The following is a 26,196-nucleotide window of genomic DNA, read 5'->3' on the forward strand; positions in this document are numbered from 1 at the left end:
TCAGACCGACGCCAGCTGCTGCTGGACGGCTTCCATCAGCTCACGCTCGTGATAGGGCTTGCCCAGGTAATCATTCACGCCGATCTCGATGGCACGCGCGCGATGCTTCTCGCTGACGCGCGAAGTGACCATGATGATCGGCACGTTCACGGTATCGGCATTGTTGCGCACATGGCGCGCAAACTCGTAGCCGTCCATGCGCGGCATCTCGACGTCGAGGAGGATGATGTCCGGCCGGTGATCCTGCAGCACGCTCACGGCTTCGACCCCGTCCTTGGCGGTCAGCACGCGGAAGCCGTTGCGCTCCAGCAGGCGCTGCGTCACGCGGCGCATGGTGATGGAATCGTCCACGACCAGCGCCAGGGGCTGCGTGGACTCCGGCACCACCACCGGTGCCGGCATGTCGGGTGCCGGCCGCGCCGAACGCACCAGCGCGCCCACATCGAGAATCACCACGATCCGCCCATCGCCGAGGATCGTCGCACCGGATATGCCGCGGATCGTCGCCAGCTGTGCACCGACCGGTTTGACGACGATCTCGCGGCTGTCGAGCATCTCGTCGGTGATCAGCGCGGTTGAGTTGTCGCCGGCACGGACCAGGATGATCGAGATCCGGTCCTGCTCATCCGGCAGACGCGAGGGTCCGAGACCGAGGAACTGGCCGAGATGACGGAAATAATAGCGCTGGCCGGCGTAGTCGATGGCAGGCTCGGCATGCTGCATTCGCTCGTTGAACTCGCCGCGGCCGATGCGGATGATGCCCTCGACCGTCGGCAGGGGCAGCGCATAGAGCTCTGATCCGGTGCGCACGATCAGCGCCTGGGTAACGGCCAGCGTAAACGGCAGGCGCAGGGTGAAGGTCGTACCCAGCCCGCGCCGCGAGGCAATCGACAGCGTGCCGCCGAGTTTGGCCACCTGGTTTGCGACCACATCCATGCCGATGCCGCGACCGGCGGCCTGGGTCAGCTGGTCGGCCGTACTGAAGCCCGAGCGCAGGATGAACTGCATCGCCTCTTCGTCGGTCAGCGGTGTGTCGCTGCTGACGAAACCGAGATCGATGGCCTTGCGGCGGATCGCCGCGATGTCGAGTCCGCGGCCGTCGTCGGCAATATCGATGACCACCTCAGCGCCTTCGCGCCGGATCGCAATCCGGATGGCACCGGCTGCCGGCTTGCCGAGGATCTCGCGCTCCGCCGGTGACTCCATGCCATGGATCACGGCGTTGCGCAGCATGTGCTCGAAGGGCGGCAGCATCTTCTCCAGCACCTGGCGGTCGAGGTCACCGCTGCCTTCGATGCCGAGTTCCGCGAGCTTGCCCTGCTCCCTGGCCGTCTGCCGCACGAGGCGTGCAAGCCGCGAACCGTGCTGATCGAAGGGCACCATGCGCGTGCGCATGAGGCCGTCCTGCAACTCGGTGGTAGTCCGGGCCTGCTGCACGAGCAGGCCTTCCGCATCGGCACTGACGTTCTGCAACAGGTCCTTGAGACTGCTGACGTCATTGGCAGTCTCGGCCAGCGCACGCGACAGCTGCTGTATCGTCGAGTAGCGATCCAGTTCCAGCGGATCGAATCCGGTTTCGCGCTCCGTCTCCGCCTGGTGCCGGTACAGGATCTGCGCCTCGGTCTCGATCTCGAGCTTGCGCAGTTGATCGCGCAGCCGCACCACCGTCTGGTTGAGTTCCTCCAGATTGAACTGTATCTGCGCCTGCTGCTGGGTCAGGCGCGCATTGGCGATGCTGATTTCGCCGGCACCGTTGAGCAACTGCTCGAGCAGACCGGAATCGACACGCGCGAAATCCCTGGGCTCGACTGTGCGCGGCGACTGTACCGGCGGTCGCGGCGGCGGCGGCTCGGTGAACGGCTGACGAACCGGCGGTGCCTCAAGCTCCCTGGCCAGCTCGCCCAGCCGTTCCAGCGCCGGAGGCGGCACGGCCGGCCCGGCAAAGATCTCAGCCGAATCGTCGGCCAGCATCTCCTCTTCAGCCGGCGGCAGTTCGAAGTCGAGCCCGGTTCCGGTATCGCCAGCCAGCACCTCATCGAGATCGGCTTCCAGATCGAAATCGAGCGGCTCACCAAGCTCTTCGACCGGCTGCTCTTCAGCTGCCGGCGGTTGTTCCCCGACAGTTTCTGCTTCGACGGGCTGCGCGGGCAGTCCGCCCTCCGGCGGCACCAGAGCCGGCTCTTCAGCCGGCGGCATTGCCGACTCATCGGCAAATTCACCGCGCAAGGCCGCCGCCAGCCGCGCCATGAGCGTCGCCGGTGGCACCGTGACGGCACCGGCCGGTATCGCATCGCGCAGCGCATGCAGTTCATCGAAGGCAGACCGGACCAGCGCAGCGGTGGCGTCGTTGTTCGGCAGCAGACCGTCGCTCACCCGGGTCAGCAGGGTTTCAAGTTCGTGACTGAGGTCGCCCATGGCAAACAGCCCGGCCATGCGGGCGCCGCCCTTGAGCGTATGCAGACCGCGCTGCAGTTCTGCCAGAGCGTGATCCTGGTCCTCGCCGGCGGAGAGCCGCGCCAGGGCCTGATCGCAGACCTCGAGAATCTCGCCAGCTTCCTCGGCATAGATTGCCGCGACCTCTTCGTCGAAGCCGGCCTGCGTGGCAGTCAGCGGGGTACCGGCTTCGGCACCGGCGTCCTGCGACACCGGCTCCGTCTCAGGCTCCGGTTCAGATTCTCGTTCTGGTTCTGGTTCCGGTTCCGGTTCCGGTTCTGGCTCAGATTGAAGTTCCGGTTCCGGCTCGACCGTCGGTCCGGCTTCGGCACCGGCGTCCTGACCGGCAAAAATCTCGGCCAGCTCAGGCGAGACATCAAGCAGCCCGGCTTCGGTGATGACCGGCAACTGCATGGATACGGTGCCGCCATCGCCCGGCTCGGCGGACTGCGCGGCCGCACGTTCGGCGGCCGCGACGGCGAGCTGCTGCAGGCTTGCCTTCAATGCCGTCGCATCGGGCACAGGATGGTCCGGATCGCTCAGCTGCGCGATGATCGCCGCCACCAGCTCGGCGCTTTCACCACATGCATCGAGCACGGCCTGATCAGCCGGCAGCTGACCCGCGTAGAGCACGCCGACCAGATCGTTGAGCAACTCCGATACATCGACCGCCGCGGTAACGCCGGCCATGGTCAGATTTCCGTGCAGGGTATGACAGGCACGGAACACATCCTCGGGCAGCGGCTGACGCAGTGATTCGCTGCCAGCGGCCACGAACTCCCGGAGCACCGACAGATGTGCCGCAACTTCGCGGGACAGGATATCGAGCAGCACGGGATCCATGCCCGGCGGACTCATGGATATGTGTGTCGCGACCATCGTCGCGTCGACCGGCCCGAGCTCGGGCTCTTCGACTGGAACCGGCGTCTTCTGGCGACCGAGCGCGGCATCGATCGAGGGCACGGGCAGCACTTCAGTCGCGTCACTGCTGTCAGCCGGCTGCTCGGGCTCCGGCGCGGCGACTGGCCGGCCCAGCGCCTCCGCTTCCGCCATCAGCGCCGCAATGTCACTGGCGGGCTCGGTACCGACCTCAAGCTGCTCGAGCAGTTCGGCAACTGCGATATTCGCCCGCTGCATGAATGCGCTCAGCGGCTGGGAGTTCAGCACGGCGCCGTCGATGATCCGGTTGAGCAGGTGCTCGATGCTCCAGCAGTACTCGCCGATCAGCTCGGCACCGACCATCCGGCCGCTGCCCTTCAGCGTGTGATAGGCACGCCGGACGGTCCGCAATGCTTCCAGCTCGCCGTCATCAAGCGCCCAGCGCGGGAAATTGCTGTTGATCGACTCGATGGCCTCGCGTGCCTCCTCGATGAACAGCTCGAGGATCTCCGGATCGATGCCGTCACCGGTATCGGCAACCACCGGGCGATCGGCAGATGGTCCCGTCCACTCCGCCTGAGCTGTTTCCGGTGCAAATGGCGGCGATATGACCTGTGTGGCGGGCAGGTCTTCGCTGCCGGCCGGTGCGGATATTTCCGGCAGCGTCAGCGCATCAAGACTGCGGCCCGCATTGTCGAGCATCCAGTCGGGCTCGCGCCGGCCCGCCTGGATCGTCTCCATGTAGTACTCGAGGCTGACGATCGCGTCAGCCAGGCGCTCGAGTGCTGCACGCGCCTCCGGACCGGTACCGCGCTGCACGACTTCGGAAGCCGCAGCCGCGATTCGCTCCGCGATCCGTGCAGCCGGCTCGCGCTCCGCGATGAGCAATGCGGCGGTGATCCCGCGCAGCAGTGTCGGAATGGCATCCAGTGCGGCGCCGTCGCCTGCGCGCTCGGTCACCACGCTGATGGCCTCTTTCACGCGCATCAGGTTGGCCAGGCATTCACGCATCACCGCCTGGGTAACGAGCTGCTGTCCGGGATCCCGTTCGCTTCCGTCCGCATCGTTCGCTGTGGCGGCATCGGGGCTGATCATGCCGATCAACAGGGGCTCGATGCGATCCTCGACCTCAAGCAAGGCCGTGGCCATCGCCACCAGTACCGATTCGTCCGGCCGCCCGCGCCCGGCCACCAGTTCCTCGAGTTCCGCACGCCGTACCTGGACGATCTCGCGCAACTCGCCGAGGCCGAGTACGCCGAGCGTATCGCCGATCTTCTTGAGCAACTCGACCTGCGGGGCAAGCTCTTCGACGCGCTCCATGCCGGTACGCACGTAGATGTCGAGGACGTCCTTGACGCGCGCCAGGTCCTCCCGGATTGCGCCCGACACCGTCTGCATCAGCTTTGCGCTCGGCGCCGACAGGCTCTGGCGTGCGGATTCCACCTGCTCGTCGCCGGGAATCAGGCCCGACAGGCTGAACGCCTCGCGGATCGCCGCTACCCGCGAGCCGGTACTTGTGGCGCGGGCGACGTAGTAGAGAAGGTTATTGACCAGATCGACCGGCGGCTGCGCGGCAAACTTCTGCTCACCGATGGTAAACAGCCGCTTCATCTCGCGATCGGCCTGGCCGATCAGCCGCTTTACCGATACGCCGGCCTCGAGTCCGCCGTCGGCAAGCGCTTCGAGGACTCCACCGACCACCCACCAGAGCTGATGCACCACATCGCTGGCCGAGGCAGCCTCGAGCCGGCCGGCCACATCCTGGAGCCTGCGCAGCGCATCACCACCTGCATCGCCGCGGATCCAGCCCAGCAGCGCCAGCTGAAAGCGCGGCCGCATGTGCTTTGCCAGCACGGCGGCGTCTTCGCCGGATGGCTCGCGCGGCGGCGCAACCGGCTCGCTCATCGCTCCGGGAGCGATATTGAGCAACAGCAGGGTGCTCTCGGACAGCAGCGGCCGACCGCGCGCGGCGCGCAGATCGTTGAGCAGCGGCAGCAGCACCAGCGGCACGTCACGGCTGCCGTCGCGGATGCGATCCACATAGCCAGGCAACTGCACGGCGGCCCGCGACAGCGCCACGATACCGTCTTCAGTCTGACCGTCGCGTCTGTGCTTCAGCAGGTGCCTGCAGGTCTGCTCCATCTCCTCGGCGAGCAGGCTTGCGCCCCAGGTCTCGGTGATCTGCAGTACACCGCGCGCGGTATGCAGCAACGCCGCACACCGCTCCAGCAACTGCGGACTGCCTTCGCCCTCGGCAAACTGTTCAAGTACCGCGCGCGCGTCGTTGAGCGTGACGGCCAACTCGGCGCCCACGAGCTGCAACGGCTGGGGAGCCGGATCGTCGATTGCGTTGCGCTCGGGCAGGGCGGACACCGGTCAGGCCGTACGTTTGCTCGCGAAGGACACCGGCTCGGCAAAGTGCGGCGCTCCGCCGCGCGCGGCATCTGCAGTCGACACATCGGCTGGCGTTGCCGATGTGCCCTGCTGGGCCAGCGCCGCAACGGGCGGCAGCCGGAAGCCAGCCACCGAACGGCGCAGCTGGGTGGCGAGTTCGGCCAGCTTGCTGATGGCGCTGGTGGTAGCGCTGGTATTCGCCGCTGTCTCGGCGTTGATCTCCTCCAGCACGTCCATGCTGCGGGTCACGGCTGAAGCCGCCTTGCCCTGTTCGCGGGCGGAACTCGAGATGTTCTGCACGAGCGCCGCGATCTGGTTGGAGACCTGTTCGATTTCCTCGAGCGCTGCACCGGCGTTTTCCGCCAGCAGTGCGCCGCCGACCACGTCGGTCGTACTGCGTTCCATCGAAACGATCGCCTCGTTGGTATCGGCCTGAATCGTCCGCACCAGGAATTCGATCTGGCGGGTCGCATTGGCCGAGCGCTCGGCGAGCCGCTGCACTTCGTCCGCCACCACCGCAAATCCACGACCGGCTTCACCGGCCATCGAAGCCTGTATCGCGGCATTCAGCGCGAGGATGTTGGTCTGGTCGGCGATGTCATTGATGAGCTCGACGATGTTGCCGATCTCCTGGGAACTCTCGCCGAGCCGCTTGATGCGCTTGGACGTTTCCTGGATCGTCTCGCGAATCGCGTTCATGCCCTCGATGGTGCGCCGTACCGCATCGCCGCCCTTGTGCGCCACATCCACCGAATGGCGGGCCACGTCGGATGAGCGCTCGGCATTGCCCGAAACTTCCTCAATGGATGAGGCCATGCGGTTGATCGCCCGTGAGGCCGACTCGAGCTGCTTGGACTGCGCTTCGCTGGCGGCAGCGAGCTGGCGGGCCGAGCCCTCGGTCTGCCGGGCTGCGCCGTCGACAAGGATCGCGCTCTCGTTGATGGTCGTCACCAGCTCACGCAGCGCCTCGATCGCGTAGTTCACCGAGTCTGCGATCGCACCGGTGATGTCCTCGGTCACCGTGGCATGCACGGTGAGATTGCCGTCGGCCAGGCTGCTCATTTCGTCCAGCAGGGTCAGGATGGCCTGCTGGTTGCGTTCATTCTGGGCGGTCTGGCGTGCGGCAGCCCGGCCCGTATCGGCAACACGCCGGTAAATCCAGATCATGGCAAGTGCAAGGGCAATGCCGAGCGCAAGCAATGCTGCGGTGATGGTTGCCGCCAGACTCAGCGTCTTGCCCTTTGCCGGGCCACTCGTGCTGACCGGCAAGGCACCCACCAGCGTATCGAGCTGCACCATCGACTGACGCAGCGCACTGAGCCGGTCGCCAGAGGCCAGCACATCGCGCAGCGTCTTGCTGAGTTCAGCGCTCTCCTTGCGTAATCCGTCCAGAGCACGGATCGCCTCGGTACCGGTCAGCGCACGCAGGCCGAGTTCTGCGTTGCCTTCTGCGAGACCATCGATCACCTGGGTGATCGCCATGTCGGAGTCGAGCATGGTGGAACTCTGGGCCGCTGCCTTTACCGAGCCCTGCGACAGGCCGCGGAGATCACGCCGGAGGCTGTCGGCCAGCACACGAACGCGCTCGAGCTGGGCAATCGTGGCCGGCTGGTTACGCAATGCAGGATTGGCCTGCAGGGCATCGATGTGGGCCGCGAGACGCGGCACCGTTCGATCGAGGCGGTCGGCAGCGGCGCGCAGGGCCAGCAGTTCGCTGCGCCCGGCCTCGATCGTGGCGAGGCTGGTGCTTATACGGGCCAGGTTGCGCTGGGTGTCGCTGTCCAGACCACTGGTATCGGCCGCCTTGAGCTGCTTGCTGACCGTCGCCAGCCCGGCGAATGCCTTGGCCTCACCGCGCATCGCGCCGGTAGCCAGGCTATATGCCATGTGGGCCTCGGCCAGCGGCCCGCCAGACGAGCCCGAAGCCGTGAGGGCGCCTGGCCGGAGCAGGAGCAGCGCGAGACAGCCGACGAGCACCACGATCAGTGTGGCGCCCAGGGCGGGAAACAGCCGCATTCCGTCAGTTTGTTCTGTCATCAGTTGATTCGCTCCGTTTTACTCGCCTGCGGCACGCTGGAAATCCCGCGCGTCCAGCAGCTTCGACAGGCTGAACACCGGCCAGACTTCATCCGCACGCCGGAAACACCCGTCCAGAAACCGGTCAGCCCGGATCACCGTTTCAGGCACTTCCGGGTTCATTTCGCTGTCCAGAAAGCGGCGGAAACCAAATACTTCATCGACAATCAGTCCAACCGGGTATTCATCGCTGTTGATCACCAGCGCCCGGGCACTGCGTTCGCTGCCACCGATGCCCGAACCGAGAAACTCGCGCAGATCGACCAGTGGCAGCAGATGCCCGCGCACATTGGCGAGCCCCTTGACCCAGGACCTGGCTCCCGGCACCCGGGTTACCGCCGGCGGCACCATCAGTACCTCACGAACCTCGTCACGCGGCACGACAAAGCGTTCCCGTCCCAGCCGGAAGCCTACGCCCACCCATTCTTCAAGGTTGACGTCATGACCATGAGCCCCTGCTGCCGCAACCCGGCTGCGGCGCTCCATCTCGCACAGCAGATCAAACGGATGATCCTTCAGCGCCCTCAGGCTGTCCTGTGCGGCGACAGCCATCAGCCCAGCACGGCACGCACGGCCGCCACCAGTTCCTCTTCGGATACCGGCTTGGTCAGATACTGTACCGCCCCCTGGCGCAGGCCCCAGACGCGGTCGGCTTCCTGGGTCTTGGTCGAGACGATCAGGATCGGTATCGACGCAGTGGCCGGATCCTGCGCCAGCCGGCGCGTGGCCTGATAACCGTTCATGCCGGGCATGACGATGTCCATCAGGATCACATCCGGCGAACGCTCTGCCGCGAGCCGGATCGCCTCCTGTCCGTCTTTGGCGATCAGCGTCTCGAAACCGTGCTTCTCGAGTGCGCTGACCAGCACGTGCTGGTCAGTCGGCGAGTCATCGGCAATCAGCACCAGCGCCATGGCAACTCCTCAGCAGTGCTGTCAACGGGCAACCTGACGCGTAATCGCGCCAAGCAGCTCATCCTTGGTAAACGGTTTGGTCAGGTAGTGCTCGGAACCGACGATGCGCCCGCGCGCACGGTCAAACAGGCCGTCCTTGCTGGACAGCATGATCACCGGCGTCTGGCGGAAGGTGCGGTTGTGCTTGATCAGCGAACAGGTCTGATAACCATCGAGGCGCGGCATCATGATGTCGACGAAGATGATGTCCGGGCGGTAATCGGCGATCTTGGCCAGCGCATCGAAGCCATCGACTGCGGTATAGACCGTGCAGCCCTCTTTCGAGAGCAGGGTCTCGGCGGTGCGCCGGATGGTCTTGCTGTCATCGATGACGAGCACCTTGAGCCCGTGCAACTCCTGGGCGGCGTTATCCGTCACGTGTATCTCCATGCCAGTGGTCGGCGCCACAGACTGAACTTTTAACATAACCGTCACGTGCCGGCCACGCATACCCGCAGGATAATCCGCGGCCTGCCAGCAGTCCGAATGAAAAGACGAAGCAGCGGACCGGATACACACCCACTGTGATCAGGCCCCAACCCGGAACCGATAATACTCCGGCCCTTCGTGCCATTTCAGCACGCACACGCCAGAATAGGCACGGCGTCGCAAAAGCTGACAGAAATATCCGCGATTGCAGCGGAACCGGTTTTACCTAAGCACGGAGTACATGGATGGCCAAGCAGCGTCTGGGCGTAGTGATGGACCCGATCGCCGGGATCGCGGTGGCCAAGGACAGCACGCTGGCGATGCTGATCGAGGCCCAGCGCCGCGGCCACGAGCTCTGGTACTTCGAGCAGAGCGACCTGCGCCTGCGCAACGGCGAGCCACTGGGCACCGGGCGCCGGCTGCGGGTGACCGACAGCAAGGTCGACTGGCATGAACTGGGTACCGGCGTCGAAATGCCCCTCGCCGAGCTTGGCCTGCTGCTGATGCGCAAGGACCCGCCCTTCGACATCGAGTACATCTACACCACTTATATCCTCGAACGGGCCGAGCAGGCCGGGGTACTGGTCGTGAACCGGCCATCCAGCCTGCGTGACATCAATGAAAAGGCCTTTACCGCCTGCTTTCCGCAATGTTGCCCGGACACCCTGATCACCCGCTCCATGGCCGAGATGCGGGCGTTTCTCGCCGAACACCGGAAGATCGTGGTCAAACCCCTGGACGGCATGGGTGGGCGCTCGATCTTCGTCCTCAGCCAGGGCGACAACAACGCCAATGTCATTTTCGAGACGCTCACCGACTCAGGTGCCCGGCACGCCGTGGCCCAGCGGTATATCCCGGAAATCCTGCAGGGCGACAAGCGCATCATCCTGATCGATGGCGAGCCCGTCAGTCATGCACTGGCCCGCATTCCCCCGGAAGATGACCACCGCGGCAACCTGGTGATGGGTGCACAGCCCGAGTTGCGGGAGCTGACTGAACGCGATCGCTGGATCTGCGCCGAGGTGGGACCGGAGTTGCGCAAACGCGGCGTGATCTTCGCCGGCCTCGATGTGATCGGCGACTACCTGACCGAAGTCAACGTCACCAGTCCGACCGGTATCCGCGAACTGCAGAAACTCGGCGGACTCGATGTGGCCAGCCAGCTGTTCGACGCCATCGACAGCCGGCTGCACTCGCGGGCCTGAAGACCTCGCGTCATCGCACGACAAGGAAGCCCGGATGCGCCTTGCAGCCCTGATGCTTTCCCTGTGCGGACTGTACGTCACCGGTGCGCGGTGCGACGACAGCACTGCAAGCGCGACGATCCGCGAGTTCGATGCCTTCGCCAGTCCGGTACGCATCGAAATCCTGGCCGCCGATCCGGCGCGTGCCGCCGCCGCCATCGACGACATCGAGCGCTACTTCAAGGAAATCGGCCGCGACTGGTATGCCTTCGGCGACGGCGAACTCGCCCGGGTGAATGCGGCGCTGAGCCGCGGCGAGCCGGCCGCAGTCTCCACCACCCTGATGCCGCTGGTGGCGCGCGCCATCGGGTACCAGAAGCGCAGCGAGGGCCTGTTTGATCCCGGTGTTTGTGCCCTGGTGAAACTGTGGCGCTTTGACCGTGGCGAAAACATCGATCCGGCCGGCACTCCGCCTCCTGCCGAGACGGTGAACCAGCTGCACGACAGTCAGGGTTCGGTGGCCGATCTGCAGATCGAGGCAAATACGCTGCAGAGCCGCCGGCCCCTGTGCATAGACCTCGGTGGCATGGCCAAGGGCACGGCCCTCGAAGGTGCCCGGCAACTGCTGGAAAAACACGGTATCCGGCATGCACTGGTGGATATCGGCGGCAGCAGCCTGCTCGGCATCGGCGATCGCCCCTCCGGGCCACACCAGGCGGCCCGACGCTGGCGCATCGGTCTGCTCGATCCCGGCACCCGCCAGGTTTATGCCGCCCTGGAACTCGCGCCCGGCGAAGGGGTGTCAACATCGGGAGACTACGAGCGGGCCTATACGACAGGCGAACGCCGCTATCACCACATCCTCGATCCGCACAGCGGCGCGCCGACGAGCGGCGCAGCAAGTGTCACCGTAATCGCGATGGATGCCGAGCTCGCCGATGTGAGCTCCACGGCACTGATGGTGGGCGGCCCGGATCGCTTCGCAGAGATCGTGAAGGACATGGGCATCGATTACGCCTTGCTGGTCAGCCCCACCGGCGCATTGCAGATCACGCCCGCCATGCAGGAGCGCCTGCGGCAATCGAACGGCGGCAAGCTGCCCCGGCTTGACTGGCATGGCAAACGCCCCTGAGCGCCGGGCAAAAGTGTGACGCAGCGCCAATTGCCGGCTGGCGCGTGCGTATAATCATGCGTACACCTGTCGGGCAACCAGGACTCGCTGACGCTGGATATGCAGGCTGTGCATGATCAAGCCGGAAGTATTGGCCAGACGGCGTGGTCAGCCACCGCCGCGCGCGACCGCTTGTCCTCCACCGCATTTCTCGCCGCGCTCTTTCACGGCATCCTGATTCTCGGCATCACCTTCAGCGCACCGGTCCTGAAACAGGATGACCTGGACAGCTCGATGGATGTCGTGCTCGTGACCAGTGAACAGTCCGACCGGACCGCTCCCGAAAACGCGGTCCTGCTGGCCCAGCGGAACCTGGCCGGTGCCGGCAACGCAGCAGCAGATGCCGTGGTGCGTACCTCACCGGGACAGACCCTGCCCACCGACCGGCTCGGTCCGGTGCAGGATGGCAGCGAAACCAGTGTGCAGCGTGGTGCCTTTCAGCCCTTTCGGGATGCGCAGCCCGTCGTCCTCGCCAGAGATTCCGTACGGCAGATACCTGACACCGGTGATCCGGAACGTGCACCCGAGTCCCTGCAGGCCATGCTGCCGGCCGACAGCCATGCTGCCGATCTCGTCGCCCGCTTCGACACGCAGACCGCGATTCCGGATGCGCAACCACGCGAACTGCTGATCAGCGCGAATACCCGCGAGTCGCGCATCGCCAGCTACCTCAGCATCTGGAAACGCAAGGTCGAGGCCGTCGGCACCCGCCACTTCCCCTTTGAAACACGGGACTTCAGCAACGACAGCTACCCGGTACTCGAAGTCGCGATCAATGCAGATGGCGGTCTGCGCGAAGTGGTGGTCCGCACTTCATCCGGCCAGAGCGGCCTCGACCGGGCAGCTGTGGAGATCCTGCGCATGGCCGCACCCTTCGAGCCATTTCCGGAATCGCTGCGCAACGACTATGACGTGCTGCGCTTTGCCTACGAATGGCGCTTCTCGGATGGCGGTTCCCGGGTCGGCGCCCGTACTGCCGCGACCTGGTAGGGAAGCACTGGCCGACTCTTGTCGGCGGCCGGCGGTACGCTGATACTGGGCCCATGGCAGACACCTCTTTTCTCACCGGCCACCTGCTGATCGCAATGCCGGCGATGCAGGATCCGAATTTTCACCGCACCGTCACCTACATCTGCGAGCACAGCGAACAGGGCGCTCTCGGCATCGTCATCAACCGGCCGCTGGACCTCGATCTGGGCAGCGTATTCGAACAGATGTCGCTGAATCCCTCAGACCCGTCGCTGGCACAGCAACCCGTTCTGCAGGGCGGTCCGGTACACCAGGAACGCGGCTTTGTCCTGCACCAGGCTGAAGACACGGCCGAACCGCAATTCGATGCGACGCTGGCCGTGACCGATGCGATCCGCGTCACGACTTCCCAGGACATCCTGACGGCGATGGCAAGGGGCCAGGGGCCACGACGCGTGGTGGTCGCGCTCGGTTATGCCGGCTGGGGTCCGGGCCAGCTCGAACAGGAAATGGCCCAGAACGCCTGGCTCAGCGTACCCGCCGCGCCACGCATCATCTTCGATACGCCTTTCGGGGAACGCTGGCAGCAGTCGGCGCGCCTGCTGGGCATCGACATGAGCACGATCAGCTCCGAGGCGGGGCATGCCTGAGTTGCAGCTTGTGCGCCGCCGGTCATTGCCGCCCGCCAGCAGACCCCGGCCTTGAACGGTGCGGCCGCGAGCGCACTGGTCTTCGATCACGGCGGACGGCGCATCGGCGTCGCGCTTGCCAGTCGCAGTCCGCGTCTCGCCTCACCGTTGATGACCATCGCCGCCCGCAACGGCGTGCCCGACTGGCCGGAGATCGAAAAGCTGATTCGCGAGTGGTCTCCCGGGTGTCTGGTCGTCGGGGTTCCTTATAATGAGCCCGGCCGGCGCATGAGCAGTGGCGGCAACAGCGAATCCACCGACAGCGAATCGGCCGCGGAACGCTTCGCCGCTGAACTGGAAAGCCGCTGTCAGGTGCCGGTGATCCGCGTCGATGAGCGGCTGAGTTCGGCCGAGGCTGAATACCGGCTCCGCGACCAGCGCCGTTCCGGCATCCGGCAGCGCAAGGTGCGGAGCGGTGATGTCGATGCCGTAGCCGCCTGCGTGATCGCCGAGACCTGGCTGGACCAACCCGCCTCCTCCAACCGAGTACGGACAAGCGACGAACCATGAATCGACCTCACCGCGGCACCATCCACTGCATCGATGCCCGCGTGATTGAGCAGCAGGCATGGCCCGGCAACCAGTTCATCCTTCGTCTGCATGCTCCGGACTGTGCTCGCGCTGCCACCCCCGGCACGTTTGTACACGTCCGCTGCAATCCGGATATTCCGATGCGCCGCCCGCTCTCGATCATGCGCGTCGATGCCAGTGAGGGCTGGATCGAAGTGCTCTACAAGGTGCTCGGCCCTGGCCTCGCGGCGCTGAGCCGGGCCGAACCGGGTGACATCGTGAATCTGCTGGGCCCGATCGGCCGGGGGTTCCGGCCCGATCCGGCCCGCCCGCAGGCCGTGCTGATCGGCGGCGGGGTCGGCATTCCGCCACTGGTGTTTCTGGCCGGCGCGCTTGCGCCGAGGCCGGCAGCGGTGGCCTTTCTCGGCTCCGAAAGCCCCTTCCCCTTTGCGCAAGAGACGGCGGAACTGCCTGTCGCGGGCATGCCGGCGACGGCAAGCGCCTGCATGCCGGTCCTCGAAGAAATGGGCATCGCATCGCGGCTGGCCAGCAACGCCGGACTGCCTGGCTGCTATCCGGGCTATGTCAGCGATCTCGCCCGTAGCTGGCTGGAAACGCGCAGCACGGACGAACACGCGGCGATGACCATCTATGCCTGCGGCCCGACGCCCATGTTGCGTGCCGTACATCAGCTCGCGGTCGGCTTCAGGCTGCCCAGCCAGCTGTGCGTCGAGGAGTTCATGGCCTGTGCGGTCGGCGGATGCGCCGGCTGTGTCGTACCGGTGATGGTCGACGGCAAGCGTCAGATGAAACGGGTATGTGTAGACGGCCCGGTATTCGACGGCGCCGCAATTTACGCGAAGTGAATCTGCGCCTCGAGGTTCGAGCGGGAATCGGCGTTCGCCAGCGCCTCCTCCATTGAAATCTTGCCGTCCTTGTACAGCTTGAGCAGCGCCTGATCGAAGGACTGCATGCCCTGTTCGGTACTGTCGGCAAAGGATTCCTTGACCTTGCTGATATCTCCCCGCTGCACGAGTTCGGCGATACGCGGCGTATTCAGCATGACTTCCACGGCGGCAACGCGCTGGCCTTCAGTACCGCGCACCAGCCGCTGCGAGATGATTGCCCGCAGATACTGCGAGAGATCCATGAACACCTGGCTGTGCTGCTCTTCCGGGAACATGTTGATCATCCGGTCCAGCGTCTCGGGCGCATTGTTCGAGTGAATGGTGGCTACCGCCAGATGACCGGTACCCGCCAGGTCGATCGCTGCCTGCATGGTCTCGCGGTCACGCACCTCACCGATCAGGATCACATCCGGTGCTTCACGCATCGCGCTCTTCAGTGCGCGCGCATAGGACAAGGTGTCCACACCGACCTCACGCTGGTTGACGATGGACTTCTTGTTGGAATGCAGATACTCGATCGGATCCTCGATCGTGATGATGTGCGAGGCCGTCTTCTCGTTGCGGTAGTTGATCATGCCGGCCAGCGTGGTCGACTTGCCCGAACCGGTGGCGCCGACCATCAGCACCAGCCCGCGCCGGAACATGATCAGGTCCTTGAGGATCGGCGGCATGCCGAGTATGTCGAGGTCAGGCAGGTCGTGGGTGATGTAGCGCATGACGATCGCCACATTGCTGCGCTGATGAAAAATATTGACGCGGAACCGCCCGAGACCGGGCTTGGAAATCGCGAAGTCGATCTCCAGTTCACGGTTGAATTCCTCGAGCTGTTCACCGGTCATCAGCTCCATCGCCGCCTGGCGCACCATCTGCGGGGTCAGTTCGAGCTTGTTGACGGGCATGATCTTGCCGTCGATCTTGATCTTGACCGGTGCAAAGCAGGTGAGAAACAGGTCGGAAGCCCGTTTTTCGACCATCAGATTGAAGAGTGGCTGGACGTTCATGAGCCGGTTCGCCTAGCGCCGCATGGTCCGTTCTTTCTCTTCGACTACCTGCAGGCCGCCCGAATCATCGACCACGGCCGGCTTGTCACGCTTGCTCTCCAGCTTGATGCGCAGACGCAGCTCGTTCTTCGAATCGGCATTGCGAATCGCCTCTTCGTAGGAAATCTTGCCGTTCTCGTACAACTGGAAAAGATCCTGGTCGAAGGTCTGCATGCCGATGCGTGTGGACTTGGCCATGATCTCCTTGATACGCGTCACTTCGCCCTTGAAGATCAGGTCTGAAATCAGCGGCGACTGCAACATCACTTCCATCGCGGCAATGCGCCCGACTCCGGTCAGACGCGGAATCAGCCGTTGCGAGATCAGCCCCTTGATGTTGAGCGACAGGTCCATCAGCACCTGCTGACGCTTCTCCTCGGGGAAAAAATTGATGATGCGGTCGAGCGCCTGGTTGGCGCTGTTGGCGTGCAGGGTCGCCAGGCAGAGATGGCCGGTCTCGGCAAACTGGATGCCGTACTCCATGGTTTCACGCTCGCGGATCTCGCCGATCATGATCACGTCCGGGGCCTGACGCAGGGTGTTCTTGAGCGCGGCATGCCAGTTTTCGGTATCCACCCCCACTTCGCGCTGGGTGACGACGCAGCGACCATGCGGATGCAGATACTCGACCGGGTCCTCGATGGTCACGATGTGGCCGCGCGTATTCGTGTTGCGGTGGTTGACCATCGCCGCCAGCGTCGTGGACTTGCCTGAACCGGTCGCACCGACCACGATCACCAGTCCACGCTTGGTGAGCGCGATCTCCTGCATGATCGGTGGCAGCTCCAGCTCCTCGAGGGTCGGGATCTTCGTGACGATCCGCCGCAGGACCGCACCCACCCCGCCACGCTGTATGAAGGCGCTGACACGGAAACGACCGATACCCTGCGGGCCAATCGCAAAATTGCATTCCTTGGTGGCGTCGAAATCACGGGCCTGCCGGTCGTTCATGAGCGAACGCACGATGATCGCGCTGTCATCTCCGCTGAGCGGCTGCTCGGCGGCACGATGAATCTCGCCATCGATCTTGATGGCTGGCGGAAAGCCCGAGGTAATGAACAGGTCGGAGCCGTTCTTGTCCACCATCTTCTTCAGAAGGCTGTGTACCAGCTTCGTCGCCTGATCGCGTTCCATTGCCGAATCTCCTTGCGGGACGGTCTCCGGTTCCGCAGAACTAGAAAGCGTCCTTGTTTTGCGCCTTGAAGCGGGCTTCTTCCTTGCTGATCGCGCCTTTCGACAGCAGTTCCTGCAGGCACTGGTCGAGCGTCTGCATGCCCTCCTTCACACCGGTCTGGATCGCCGAATACATCTGCGCCACCTTGCCCTCGCGGATCAGGTTGCGGATCGCAGGGGTGCCGATCATGATCTCGTGCGCCGCGATCCGGCCGCCGCCAACACGCTTCAGCAGCGCCTGGGAGATGACCGCACGCAGGGACTCCGACAGCATCGCGCGGACCATCTCCTTTTCCTGCGCCGGGAACACGTCGATGATGCGGTCCATGGTCTTGGCCGCCGAGCTGGTATGCAGGGTGCCGAACACCAGATGGCCGGTTTCTGCCGCCGTCAGCGCGAGGCGGATGGTTTCCAGGTCGCGCATTTCGCCGACCAGAATCACGTCAGGGTCTTCACGCAAGGCCGAGCGCAGCGCCTCACTGAAACCGAGCGTGTCCCTGTGCACCTCGCGCTGATTGATCAGGCAGCGCTTGCTTTCATGCACGAACTCGATGGGATCTTCGATGGTGAGAATGTGATCGGGCTTGTTGTCGTTGATGTAGTCGATCATCGCCGCGAGCGTGGTGGACTTGCCCGAGCCCGTCGGGCCGGTCACCAGCACGATACCGCGCGGATACATGGAGATATCGCGGAAGATCGGCGGCGCTTTCAGGTCTTCCAGCGTCTGGATGATCGACGGAATGGTACGGAACACCGCACCGGCACCGCGCATCTGGTTGTAGGCGTTGACGCGAAACCGGGCGAGCTTGGGTATCTCGAAGGAAAAATCGGTCTCCAGGAATTCTTCGTAGTCCTTGCGCTGCTTGTCGTTCATGATGTCATAGACCATGCTATGCACATCCTTGTGGGCGAGCGCCGGCATATTGATACGCTTGACGTCGCCGTCCACCCGGATCATGGGTGGGACACCTGCCGACAAATGCAGGTCGGAAGCCTTGCTCTTGACCGCAAAGGCCAGCAGTTGCGCAATATCGACAGCCATCTGTTTCCCCAGCGCCCTGAACAGCCGCAAGCGAACGGCAAAAAATATCTGCAATTACGGAGCCGGGCATGGCGCCCAAGGTTTCCATAACCGGATCCGGCGATGAACATAGTACAGCCAGCTTGGTAGCAGGGTCGTGACGGCATTCACGGATCATCTGGGCGAAATACGGACGCGCATCACCCGTGCGGCCACCCGTGCCGGACGCACGGCAGAGGCAGTCTCCCTGCTGGCCGTGAGCAAGGGGCATGATCTGGCGACCATACAGGATGCCTGGGCTGCCGGCGTGACGGCGTTTGGCGAAAACTACCTGCGCGAGGCCTTGCCAAAGATCGCCGCCGGACATCGCGACATGCAGTGGCACTTCATCGGCCGGATCCAGTCGAACAAGACCCGGGACATAGCCGCCAACTTCGCATGGGCGCAGACAGTCACCACCGCCAGGATTGCCGAACGCCTGTCGTCACAGCGGCCACACTACGGCAGCGAGCTGCAGGTCTGCGTGCAGATCCAGCCCGTGGCTGGTGCCAGCACAAGCGCGGCCCTCCGGGATGGCTGTCCGCGCGCCGAGGTGGCCGCACTGGCGGGACTTGTCGCCACTCTGCCCCGGCTCAGGCTGCGCGGTCTGATGCTGATTCCGCATGCAGACCTCGGCGCCGGGGAACTGCGCATGGAATTCCGGCGGACACGCCAGCTGTTTGACGAGCTCGTCGCCGCCGGCCACGCGCTCGATACACTGTCGATGGGCATGTCGGAGGACTTCGAGCTGGCGATCGAAGAAGGCAGTACGATGGTACGTATCGGTACAGCCCTGTTCGGGCCACGGCCGGTCGCGGCAGAAGAATGACCCGGCGAGCAAACATGAGCTATCACAACCTCACTATCGGACTGATTGGCGGCGGCAACATGGCCCGCGCGCTGGTGCGCGGGCTGCTGCAAGCGGGACATCCGGCGCAGCACATCTGCATCGCCGAGCCGGATGCCGGCCAGCGCGAGCTGCTTGCCGCCCTGGATCCTGGTCTCGTACTCGATGCCAACAACACACCCGTGGCGCAGAACGCGGCGGTGCTGGTGCTGGCTGTCAAACCGCAGATCCTGCCGGCCGTCGCCGTCGCGCTCGCCGGCCAGCGGCGACCGCCTGGCCAGCTCGTGATGTCGGTCGCCGCAGGCATCACGCTCGGTTCACTGACCAGCTGGCTGGGCACGGGCACGCCGCTGGTCCGGGTCATGCCCAATCAGCCGGCAACGATCGGCGCCGGCGTATCGGCACTCGCGGCTTCAGGCTCGGTGGACACCGCCGGCCGGCAGCTGGCCGAATACGTCGCAGGCACCACCGGCCGGGCCCTGTGGCTGCCGGATGAAACCATGATGGACGCAGTCACTGCCGTATCGGGCAGCGGTCCGGCCTACTTCTATTTGCTAATGGAACACATGGAGCGTGCCGCCATCGATCTCGGACTGCCGCCCGATCTGGCCGCAGCACTGACCCGCGAGACTGCGCTCGGCGCCGCACGGGTTGTCGTCGAAACACGGACCGGGCCAGCCGCCCTGCGCGCAGCAGTCACTTCACCTGGCGGTACTACCGCCGCCGCGTTGCGGGTATTTGAACAGGCCGATCTTGCCGGTATCGTTCAGCAGGCACTGACCGCCGCCCGCAACCGTTCGGCGGAACTGGGCAAACAGGGGAGCTGAGCCGATGCAGAGCGCGCTGATATTCATACTGCGCACGCTATTCGATCTTTATGTGCTGGTCTTCGTCCTGCGCCTGCTGATGCAGTGGACGAGGGTCGATACGCGCAATCCATTCGTGCAGTTCATCCTGCGCGTGACGAACCCGCTGGTGATGCCGCTGCGGCGCCTGTTGCCACCGATCGGGCGCCTCGACAGCGCGACGCTGATGGCCCTGCTCGGCCTGCAGATGCTGGGCACAGCGGTCCTCGTGCAGGTCGGCTGCATCGGCAGGCCCGGCGTCGTGCCGATACTGCTCATCACCGTACTCGGCATCGTGCGACTCATTCTCACCGTCTACTTCTGGACGATCATCATTTACGCCGTGCTGAGCTGGGTGAGTCCGGGCGGCTACAACCCGGGTGCGGCACTGGTTTCCTCGCTCGCCGAGCCACTGCTCAGACCGGTGCAACGCGTGATTCCGCTGATCGGTGGAATCGATCTCTCACCGATATTCGTGCTGATCGCACTGCAGGCGCTGATGATGGTCCTGCCAACCCGGCAGCTCTGGTCTGCAATGCTTTGTGCAAATTCGATCGTGCCGGTGCTTTGAGGTGCCCGGCTGTACTCGCGGTCGTTGTGGCGCGCTATAGTTGGGCCATCAAACCGGTTACTTGTGAGGTGTCGCCATGTACGTCACTGCAAGAATTCTCGCTGTACTGATCACGGCCGGCCTGCTGGTCGCCTGCGGCAAACCCGCCGGCTCACCCGCGACCGTATCTTCGACGCAGGCGATGGAGCCGGACAATGCCTCCTCGCGGGACTTCGGCGATTACGTCCTGCACTTCACGGCAATTCCGACCAACTCGCTGACGCCGGAGATCGCCCGCAGCTACGCCATCACGCGCAGCGCCAACCGCGTGCTGCTGAACGTCTCGATACTGAAAAAGACCGAAGGCGGAGCGGATGTGCCGGTAGCCGGCAAGGTCAGCGCCAGCGCCGTGAATCTGAATGGCCAGGCCAAGAACCTGAGTGTGCGCGAAATCCGTGAAGGTGAGGCCATCTACTACGTGGGTGATGTCGCCATATCCGGCGAGGAAGCGCTGGTATTCAGCGTCGACGCACAGCCGGATGGCGCCACGGGCGTACCGCTCTCGGTGCGCTTTCAGCGACAGTTTTACGGCAACTGAATACAGCCAGCGCAGCGAACGCCGCGCTGGCTATCCGGCCGGGTCTGCGCCAGCAACCCATGCAGTCAGCGTTTCCCGCAACAAGGTCAGCCGGCCGTGAAAGAAATGCCCGACATCGGGTAGCAGCACGAGCCTGGCTGCCGGGTGCCGTGTCTGCACCCAGTTCTGCACGTCTCCGGCAGCAACCACCTCATCGGCCATACCCTGCACGATCAGCCATGGACATGCCGGCCGTACATGGGCGAGCAGATCGGCCATGCGCGCAACCGGCGGCGCCACGCTGATCAGTCGCGCGGGCTTGAGCCGTTCGGCGGCACGGATCGCGACGGCGGCACCAAAGGAGAATCCGGCGAGCCACAGTTCATTCTGCGGGAAACGGCTTCGCGCCCACTCGGCCACGGCAATCACATCCTCAGCCTCGCCCAGTCCGTCGGCATAGGCGCCCTCGCTGGCACCCACACCGCGGAAATTGAAGCGGATCGCCGGCGCGCCAAGCTCGTTCATGCTCCGGCTGATGGTGTGCACCACCTTGTTCAGCTGGGTGCCCTGATGCTGCGGGTGCGGATGACAGATCACTGCGACAGCCGGTACAGCGATGCCCGTCGGCATGTCGAGCAGCCCCTCGATGCGACCCGCCGGACCGCGCAGGCTGAGGGCATCCCTGAAGGGCGGACCGCTGGGCATCTAGAGCAACTCCATGATCGTCCGAGCTTAGATTTTGGTAGCCGGAGAAAACAGCATGCTAATCTCAACTTTGAAAAATATTTCCCGGTTGATGAAACCATACGATGAACCCGCACGACCATGACGACCACGGACATGATGATCATGGCTCCGGCAGCGCCGACGCAGCAGGACACGGACATCATCACCACGACCATGGCCCGCCTCCCGAGGGCTTCGGGGGCAGGTTTGCCGCCGGCATCGCACTGAATCTGGCCTTCGTAGTCGTCGAGGCCAGCTATGGCTACCTCGCCGGTTCACTGGCGCTGATCGCCGATGCCGGACATAACTTCAGCGATGTGCTGTCGCTCGGCCTGGCCTGGGGCGCAGCCGGACTCGCCGGCAGCAAGCCCTCGCTGCGCTGGACCTATGGCTATCGCCGGGCGACGATCCTCGCCTCGCTGCTCAGTGCCGGCATGCTGTTGCTGGCCATGGGTGGCATCGCCTGGGAAGCGATCGGGCGTTTTGCCGAACCTGCACCGCTGAATGGCATGACCATGATCGTGGTTGCCGGCATCGGCGTGGTCATCAACACAGCGACTGCACTGATGTTTGCCAGCGGCCGGCACGGCGACCTGAACATCCGCGCCGCTTTTCTGCACATGGCCGCAGATGCGCTCCTGTCGCTGGGCGTGGTGATCGGCGGCATCGCCATACTGATGTACGGCTGGCAGTGGCTCGATCCGGTCATCAGCCTCGTCATCGTGGCCGCGATTGTCTGGGGTACCTGGGATCTGTTGCGCGAATCGCTTGAACTGGCAACGGACGCCGTTCCGCGCAGCATAGATCCGGTCGCGGTTTCAGCCTGGCTCAGCGCGCTTCCGGGTGTGACGCGGATCCACGATCTGCATATCTGGGCGATGAGCACGACGGAAAACGCACTGACCGTGCACCTCGTGATGCCGGATGGCAGCGACGATCATTTTCTGCACGGGCTCACCGAAGGTCTCGAAGAGCGCTTCGGTATCGGCCACACCACGGTGCAGATCGAGCGCATGGATGCGGGGGATGGCTGCAGCCGCTAGGGTCGGAGTATCGTGCTCCTGGAGGCTGGTTCATGGGCGTCAGCATATTTGACCTGTTCACGGTTGGCATAGGGCCGTCGAGTTCGCATACCGTGGGACCCATGCGCGCCGCGGCGCGCTTCGCCACGCAGTGGCTCGACGGACGCGGCAATCTCGAACAGTGCGCGCGGGTGAGATGCGAGTTGTTCGGCTCCCTGGCCCATACCGGCCGCGGCCACGGTACTGACCGGGCGGTCATCCTCGGTCTCGAAGGTGCCTCGCCGGACACGGTTGATATTGACGGCATCGAGGCCCGGCTAAAGGCGATTCGCGCGGACAAGTCCATCAATCTGCTCGGCCGCCACCGCATCGCTTTCGACGAAAAAAACGATCTGGCTTTCAACAAGCGTCAGAAACTGCCCCACCACTCCAACGGCATGCGCTTCACCGCTTTCGATGCGCACGGAGCCGAGCTGGCCACCCGCGACTACTACTCCGTCGGCGGTGGCTTCGTGGTCAATGCGGACGAAGCAGCCGAAGACCGGATCGTGCCCGATGTGACGCCACTACCGCATCCCTTTGCGAGTGCGGATGCGTTGCTCGGTTTGTGCCGGAGCAAACAGCATTCCATTGCGGAACTGATGTGGGAAAACGAGCAGGTCTGGCGTAGTCGCGCGGAAATCGAGGACGGTCTCCGACGGATCTGGCGGGTCATGCAGGACTGCATCGTGCGCGGCATGCATGCCCGGGGTATCCTGCCTGGTGGCCTGAAGGTTGCGCGGCGTGCGCCCGCACTGGCCGCGGGCATGGAAAGCCGGCCGGAGGGCGCCCGGCAGGATCCACTCGCCATTCTTGACTGGGTAAACCTGTGGGCACTTGCGGTCAACGAGGAGAATGCGGGCGGTGGCCGTGTGGTCACTGCGCCGACCAACGGCGCTGCCGGCATCATTCCCGCCGTGCTGCATTACTACCTGCATCTTGTGCCCGGCTCCAGTGAGCGCGGTGTGTTCGATGCCCTCCTGACGGCCGGCGCCATCGGCCTCCTCTACAAGCAGAATGCCTCGATCTCGGGCGCCGAAGTGGGCTGCCAGGGCGAGGTCGGGGTCGCCTGTTCGATGGCAGCGGGTGGGCTGACTGCGGCACTCGGCGGCACGCCACAGCAGGTCGAGAACGCTGCCGAAATCGGCATGGAGCACAATCTCGGGCTTACCTGTGATCCGATTGGCGGACTGGTGCAGATACCCTGCATCGAGCGCAATGCGATGGGCGCGGTAAAGGCGATCAACGCGTCGCGCCTGGCCCTGCGCAGCGACGGCAAGCACCGGGTCTCGCTCGACAAGGTCATTCGCACCATGCGCGACACGGGACGCGACATGCAGGACAAATACAAGGAAACCTCGCGCGGCGGCCTTGCCGTCAACGTGATCGAGTGCTGACGCGGAATGAAGGGACTCAGGTCATGCCGGCTCAGGGTGCGCTGGCAGGCATGGCCTCCCCCCAGGTGGGGTCAAATGGCACGTAATTCTCCTTGCCCAGGTCAAGGGACGATACGTCCATCACATGGGTGCGGATATTGCTCATGAACCCCTCGCCAACTGCCCGGCCCCAGTTCATCTTCTTGCCGTCGGGCGAGATGTGGGCAAGCATATCCAGCTTGTCGTAGTAGGTCAGTCGCCGAGGCTCGCCTCCCGCCAGATCACCGAGGTATATCTCCCAGTTGCTCGGCGTGAGTGCCTTCACATAGACGTAGTGATGGCCGTCCGGAGCCGGCGTGGGATGCCAGTTCATGCCCGTATCGTAGGTGTGCCGGCGCCACTCGGTGCCATCCTTGCGAATGGTGAAGATCGTCATGGGCGTGGGCTTGATTTTCTTGTACTCGGAGCGCTTCCAGGCCCGGAAGATGATGTGCTCGTTGTCTGGCATGAAGAACGGGGCGCCCTCCTGCCAGTCGTCCGTGCGGGTTACCTGGAATTCCTTGCCGGTGTCGACGTTCATGACCCAGATATCCATGTTGCCGTCGATCTGGCGCCCGAAGGCGAGCCACTTGCCGTCCGGAGAAACCGATACCTCCGCCTCGTAATACTTGTTGTTGGTCATGCGGCGGATATTCTTGCCGTGCCAGTCGGACACGTACAACTCACCGCCCTGGGGATAGTTGTCCGAGTCGGACCAGTTGCCGACGGGCATATCCATGTTGTCGCGGGTGGACGTCCAGACGATGCGCTTGCCGTCCGGGAAGAAAAACGAGCAGGCATCCTGCCCCCTGTCGTTGACTGCCCAGATGTCCTTGCCGTCATCGCTGAAGATGTAGGTCAGCGCCCCGTCGCCACCGGTCAGCGTCTTGATGGCCCGGGGATCCCGCGTCTGGGCGATGAGGTGGCGGGAGTCCGGCGCCCAGTAAGCCTCGGCGGCGTCCGGACCGATTGGAACCATGAAATAGGGCAGCTCCCGCGGATCTGCCGCTGGAGCGTCAGCGGCCAGCAAGGAGTCGCTGGACCACAACAGAACTGACAGCAGGCCCGCTACCAGCACCGCGCCATTGTTCAACTTTGCCGATTGGTACTTGCTCATGATCGCCCCCGTTCAAATGCCCGGACTGCGCATCCGGGACAGGAAATCCATCTTGTCGCCGCATGGGGCGAGGTTAGCACAGCGGAAAAGACGGAGCAGAGCCGGGAAAGGTGCCGCGGGGAAAGGTGCCGGATTTATTTATGTGCGGTGAGCCTCACCGTGATTCCCGGCGGACAGCGAGCGGAACGGACGCTCAGAGGAATCGCTGGCCGTTCCGCCTTGATACCGGCAGCGCGCCCAGCGCCGACATGAACAACCAGGCAGCTGCCGGCACCGGCACTGCCGCGAGGGAGCGGACGCTTTCCACATCGCTTGCCGTCAGGGTGGAACCATAGATACGCATGTCATCAAGAAGCCCGTCAAACGGCGAGCCGGTGACGATATTGCCACCGCTGAAATAGGAGGTACTGCCAATCGTGAAATACTGGCCCTCCGGATACGGCGCGCCACCCTGAAATACGCCGTTGCCGCTCACCGTATTGACCAGCGTCACAGGGCTGCTTCTCGTGCCCGTATAGAAAGTGACCGAAGGACAATTGGCCGGACACGCACCCGAACCTTTATATACCGCGGCAAAGAATATCCATGTATCGCTGCCGGCATAGGCTCCCGGGGTCGACATCGCGAGGTCATAGCCATTGTAGTGGCCAGAAACCACCCGGAGCTGGCCATCCGTGTAGTACAAGCCGTAGCCGGTAAAGCCGGTACCCGGCGAGTACAGGTAGTTGTTGAACAGCCAGCCCGCGCCAGTGCCGCTTGCAGTGGGATCGGTACGGAACCAGCCGGCCAGGGTGAAGTTGCCAAGACTGTCGAGTACGTTGGATGCACTGTCCGCAATATCCGCGCGACCGCTGGGCCCCACACCCATGTTCGTCGCACCGCGGTTGTCGAAGGCGCGATCGCCGGCAAGTCCTGTGACCCCCAGTCCGTCCGCGGAGTGCATGTCGGCAACTGCACCGGTTTGATTTCGCAGGGTCAGGTCCAGCGCTGTATTGCTTCCGGTGGAATTGGCGATCGTGCCCGTCTCATTGAACAACCATTCGCCGACCGGGGTAGGCGCGGCCGTCAAAACGAAGGGGATACCAAGCAGGATTACTGCAGTGAGCAGACGGTACCGAGCGAGCTTGGGCATGACGATACTCCGGGATCCCAGTGCGCACATCACTGTTATTGTTGTGGTGCAAACTCTG

At 64.1% G+C, this 26,196-nt stretch carries 23 protein-coding genes; 12 read left to right on the forward strand and 11 right to left on the reverse strand.

Features of this window, described 5'->3' with window-relative positions; translation table 11 throughout:
- The 5 genes from H6979_07145 to pilG are packed head-to-tail and all read right to left on the reverse strand — an operon-like array spanning position 1 to position 9,125.
- A complete protein-coding gene (locus tag H6979_07145; GenBank protein ID MCP5139614.1) occupies positions 1–5,685 on the reverse strand; it encodes an Hpt domain-containing protein in 5,685 nt (1,894 codons plus the stop codon).
- 3 nt (positions 5,686–5,688) lie between these two features.
- Complete coding sequence (locus H6979_07150; protein ID MCP5139615.1) at positions 5,689–7,743, reverse strand: methyl-accepting chemotaxis protein; 2,055 nt, start codon at positions 7,741–7,743, stop codon at positions 5,689–5,691.
- 18 nt (positions 7,744–7,761) lie between these two features.
- Positions 7,762–8,334, reverse strand: a complete 573-nt coding sequence (locus H6979_07155) for a purine-binding chemotaxis protein CheW (protein ID MCP5139616.1) — start codon at positions 8,332–8,334, stop codon at positions 7,762–7,764.
- Positions 8,334–8,696 carry a response regulator gene (locus tag H6979_07160; GenBank protein ID MCP5139617.1) on the reverse strand — a complete coding sequence of 121 codons (363 nt, stop codon included), beginning with the start codon at positions 8,694–8,696 and terminating at the stop codon, positions 8,334–8,336. The genes H6979_07155 and H6979_07160 overlap by 1 nt, the downstream gene beginning before the upstream one ends.
- 21 nt (positions 8,697–8,717) lie before the next feature.
- Positions 8,718–9,125, reverse strand: a complete 408-nt coding sequence (pilG, locus tag H6979_07165; protein ID MCP5139618.1) for a twitching motility response regulator PilG — start codon at positions 9,123–9,125, stop codon at positions 8,718–8,720.
- A 284-nt stretch (positions 9,126–9,409) separates the two neighbouring features.
- Between pilG and gshB the strand changes: the two genes are divergently transcribed.
- The 6 genes from gshB (at position 9,410) to H6979_07195 (ending at position 14,553) form a co-directional block, all read left to right on the forward strand.
- Positions 9,410–10,369 (forward strand): glutathione synthase, encoded by a 960-nt coding sequence (gene gshB, locus H6979_07170; protein MCP5139619.1) that lies wholly within the window; start codon positions 9,410–9,412, stop codon positions 10,367–10,369.
- A gap of 34 nt (positions 10,370–10,403) precedes the next feature.
- Entirely contained in the window at positions 10,404–11,480 is a 1,077-nt protein-coding gene (locus tag H6979_07175) for an FAD:protein FMN transferase (GenBank protein ID MCP5139620.1), read from the forward strand.
- Between the two features lie 108 nt (positions 11,481–11,588).
- Entirely contained in the window at positions 11,589–12,509 is a 921-nt protein-coding gene (locus H6979_07180) for a TonB family protein (GenBank protein ID MCP5139621.1), read from the forward strand.
- 53 nt (positions 12,510–12,562) lie between these two features.
- Positions 12,563–13,138, forward strand: coding sequence for a YqgE/AlgH family protein (locus tag H6979_07185; protein MCP5139622.1), 576 nt, complete (start codon positions 12,563–12,565; stop codon positions 13,136–13,138).
- Between the two features lie 51 nt (positions 13,139–13,189).
- Positions 13,190–13,687 carry a Holliday junction resolvase RuvX gene (gene ruvX / locus H6979_07190; protein MCP5139623.1) on the forward strand — a complete coding sequence of 166 codons (498 nt, stop codon included), beginning with the start codon at positions 13,190–13,192 and terminating at the stop codon, positions 13,685–13,687.
- Positions 13,684–14,553 (forward strand): dihydroorotate dehydrogenase electron transfer subunit, encoded by an 870-nt coding sequence (locus H6979_07195; protein ID MCP5139624.1) that lies wholly within the window; start codon positions 13,684–13,686, stop codon positions 14,551–14,553. The genes ruvX and H6979_07195 overlap by 4 nt, the downstream gene beginning before the upstream one ends.
- Here the strand turns inward: H6979_07195 and H6979_07200 are convergent.
- From H6979_07200 to H6979_07210, 3 genes are read right to left on the reverse strand one after another with little or no spacing between them, the layout of a single operon-like run.
- Complete coding sequence (locus H6979_07200) at positions 14,541–15,596, reverse strand: PilT/PilU family type 4a pilus ATPase (protein ID MCP5139625.1); 1,056 nt, start codon at positions 15,594–15,596, stop codon at positions 14,541–14,543. The genes H6979_07195 and H6979_07200 overlap by 13 nt on opposite strands.
- Before the next feature lie 12 nt (positions 15,597–15,608).
- The gene (locus H6979_07205) at positions 15,609–16,769 is read right to left on the reverse strand and encodes a PilT/PilU family type 4a pilus ATPase (GenBank protein MCP5139626.1); all 1,161 of its coding nucleotides are present in this window, start codon (positions 16,767–16,769) and stop codon (positions 15,609–15,611) included.
- A 40-nt stretch (positions 16,770–16,809) separates the two neighbouring features.
- The gene (locus H6979_07210) at positions 16,810–17,850 is read right to left on the reverse strand and encodes a type IV pilus twitching motility protein PilT (GenBank protein MCP5139627.1); all 1,041 of its coding nucleotides are present in this window, start codon (positions 17,848–17,850) and stop codon (positions 16,810–16,812) included.
- 136 nt (positions 17,851–17,986) lie between these two features.
- Between H6979_07210 and H6979_07215 the strand changes: the two genes are divergently transcribed.
- From H6979_07215 to H6979_07230, 4 genes are all read left to right on the forward strand, one after another.
- Entirely contained in the window at positions 17,987–18,697 is a 711-nt protein-coding gene (locus tag H6979_07215; GenBank protein MCP5139628.1) for a YggS family pyridoxal phosphate-dependent enzyme, read from the forward strand.
- Positions 18,698–18,711: 14 nt separating this feature from the next.
- Positions 18,712–19,542 (forward strand): pyrroline-5-carboxylate reductase, encoded by an 831-nt coding sequence (locus H6979_07220; protein ID MCP5139629.1) that lies wholly within the window; start codon positions 18,712–18,714, stop codon positions 19,540–19,542.
- A 4-nt stretch (positions 19,543–19,546) separates the two neighbouring features.
- The gene (locus H6979_07225) at positions 19,547–20,131 is read left to right on the forward strand and encodes a YggT family protein (protein MCP5139630.1); all 585 of its coding nucleotides are present in this window, start codon (positions 19,547–19,549) and stop codon (positions 20,129–20,131) included.
- Between the two features lie 76 nt (positions 20,132–20,207).
- Positions 20,208–20,708 (forward strand): DUF4426 domain-containing protein, encoded by a 501-nt coding sequence (locus H6979_07230; protein ID MCP5139631.1) that lies wholly within the window; start codon positions 20,208–20,210, stop codon positions 20,706–20,708.
- 30 nt (positions 20,709–20,738) lie between these two features.
- Here the strand turns inward: H6979_07230 and H6979_07235 are convergent, their stop codons facing one another.
- Positions 20,739–21,392: an alpha/beta hydrolase gene (locus H6979_07235; protein MCP5139632.1), complete on the reverse strand. Its 654-nt coding sequence runs from the start codon at positions 21,390–21,392 to the stop codon at positions 20,739–20,741.
- A gap of 104 nt (positions 21,393–21,496) precedes the next feature.
- Between H6979_07235 and H6979_07240 the strand changes: the two genes are divergently transcribed.
- Together H6979_07240 and H6979_07245 are read left to right on the forward strand one after the other, a co-directional pair.
- Positions 21,497–22,456 carry a cation transporter gene (locus H6979_07240; GenBank protein MCP5139633.1) on the forward strand — a complete coding sequence of 320 codons (960 nt, stop codon included), beginning with the start codon at positions 21,497–21,499 and terminating at the stop codon, positions 22,454–22,456.
- Positions 22,457–22,488: 32 nt separating this feature from the next.
- A complete protein-coding gene (locus H6979_07245; GenBank protein MCP5139634.1) occupies positions 22,489–23,871 on the forward strand; it encodes an L-serine ammonia-lyase in 1,383 nt (460 codons plus the stop codon).
- Between the two features lie 31 nt (positions 23,872–23,902).
- Here H6979_07245 and H6979_07250 read toward each other — a convergent pair whose 3' ends face one another.
- Complete coding sequence (locus H6979_07250; GenBank protein ID MCP5139635.1) at positions 23,903–25,006, reverse strand: PD40 domain-containing protein; 1,104 nt, start codon at positions 25,004–25,006, stop codon at positions 23,903–23,905.
- Positions 25,007–25,199: 193 nt separating this feature from the next.
- Positions 25,200–26,138 carry a hypothetical protein gene (locus H6979_07255; GenBank protein MCP5139636.1) on the reverse strand — a complete coding sequence of 313 codons (939 nt, stop codon included), beginning with the start codon at positions 26,136–26,138 and terminating at the stop codon, positions 25,200–25,202.
- Positions 26,139–26,196 lie beyond the last annotated feature (58 nt).

Source organism: Chromatiales bacterium (assembly GCA_024234935.1).
Classification (GTDB): Bacteria; Pseudomonadota; Gammaproteobacteria; order Steroidobacterales.

Excerpts from the sequence above, each read along its gene's own strand:
- H6979_07150 (MCP5139615.1), bottom strand. The coding sequence starts at position 7,743 with ATGACAGAACAAACTGACGGAATGCGGCTGTTTCCCGCCCTGGGCGCC.
- H6979_07155 (MCP5139616.1), bottom strand. The coding sequence starts at position 8,334 with ATGGCTGTCGCCGCACAGGACAGCCTGAGGGCGCTGAAGGATCATCCG.
- H6979_07160 (MCP5139617.1), bottom strand. The coding sequence starts at position 8,696 with ATGGCGCTGGTGCTGATTGCCGATGACTCGCCGACTGACCAGCACGTG.
- pilG (MCP5139618.1), bottom strand. The coding sequence starts at position 9,125 with ATGGAGATACACGTGACGGATAACGCCGCCCAGGAGTTGCACGGGCTC.
- gshB (MCP5139619.1), top strand. The coding sequence starts at position 9,410 with ATGGCCAAGCAGCGTCTGGGCGTAGTGATGGACCCGATCGCCGGGATC.
- H6979_07175 (MCP5139620.1), top strand. The coding sequence starts at position 10,404 with ATGCGCCTTGCAGCCCTGATGCTTTCCCTGTGCGGACTGTACGTCACC.
- H6979_07185 (MCP5139622.1), top strand. The coding sequence starts at position 12,563 with ATGGCAGACACCTCTTTTCTCACCGGCCACCTGCTGATCGCAATGCCG.
- H6979_07195 (MCP5139624.1), top strand. The coding sequence starts at position 13,684 with ATGAATCGACCTCACCGCGGCACCATCCACTGCATCGATGCCCGCGTG.
- H6979_07200 (MCP5139625.1), bottom strand. The coding sequence starts at position 15,596 with ATGAACGTCCAGCCACTCTTCAATCTGATGGTCGAAAAACGGGCTTCC.
- H6979_07205 (MCP5139626.1), bottom strand. The coding sequence starts at position 16,769 with ATGGAACGCGATCAGGCGACGAAGCTGGTACACAGCCTTCTGAAGAAG.
- H6979_07210 (MCP5139627.1), bottom strand. The coding sequence starts at position 17,850 with ATGGCTGTCGATATTGCGCAACTGCTGGCCTTTGCGGTCAAGAGCAAG.
- H6979_07220 (MCP5139629.1), top strand. The coding sequence starts at position 18,712 with ATGAGCTATCACAACCTCACTATCGGACTGATTGGCGGCGGCAACATG.
- H6979_07225 (MCP5139630.1), top strand. The coding sequence starts at position 19,547 with ATGCAGAGCGCGCTGATATTCATACTGCGCACGCTATTCGATCTTTAT.
- H6979_07230 (MCP5139631.1), top strand. The coding sequence starts at position 20,208 with ATGTACGTCACTGCAAGAATTCTCGCTGTACTGATCACGGCCGGCCTG.
- H6979_07235 (MCP5139632.1), bottom strand. The coding sequence starts at position 21,392 with ATGCCCAGCGGTCCGCCCTTCAGGGATGCCCTCAGCCTGCGCGGTCCG.
- H6979_07240 (MCP5139633.1), top strand. The coding sequence starts at position 21,497 with ATGAACCCGCACGACCATGACGACCACGGACATGATGATCATGGCTCC.
- H6979_07245 (MCP5139634.1), top strand. The coding sequence starts at position 22,489 with ATGGGCGTCAGCATATTTGACCTGTTCACGGTTGGCATAGGGCCGTCG.
- H6979_07250 (MCP5139635.1), bottom strand. The coding sequence starts at position 25,006 with ATGAGCAAGTACCAATCGGCAAAGTTGAACAATGGCGCGGTGCTGGTA.
- H6979_07255 (MCP5139636.1), bottom strand. The coding sequence starts at position 26,138 with ATGCCCAAGCTCGCTCGGTACCGTCTGCTCACTGCAGTAATCCTGCTT.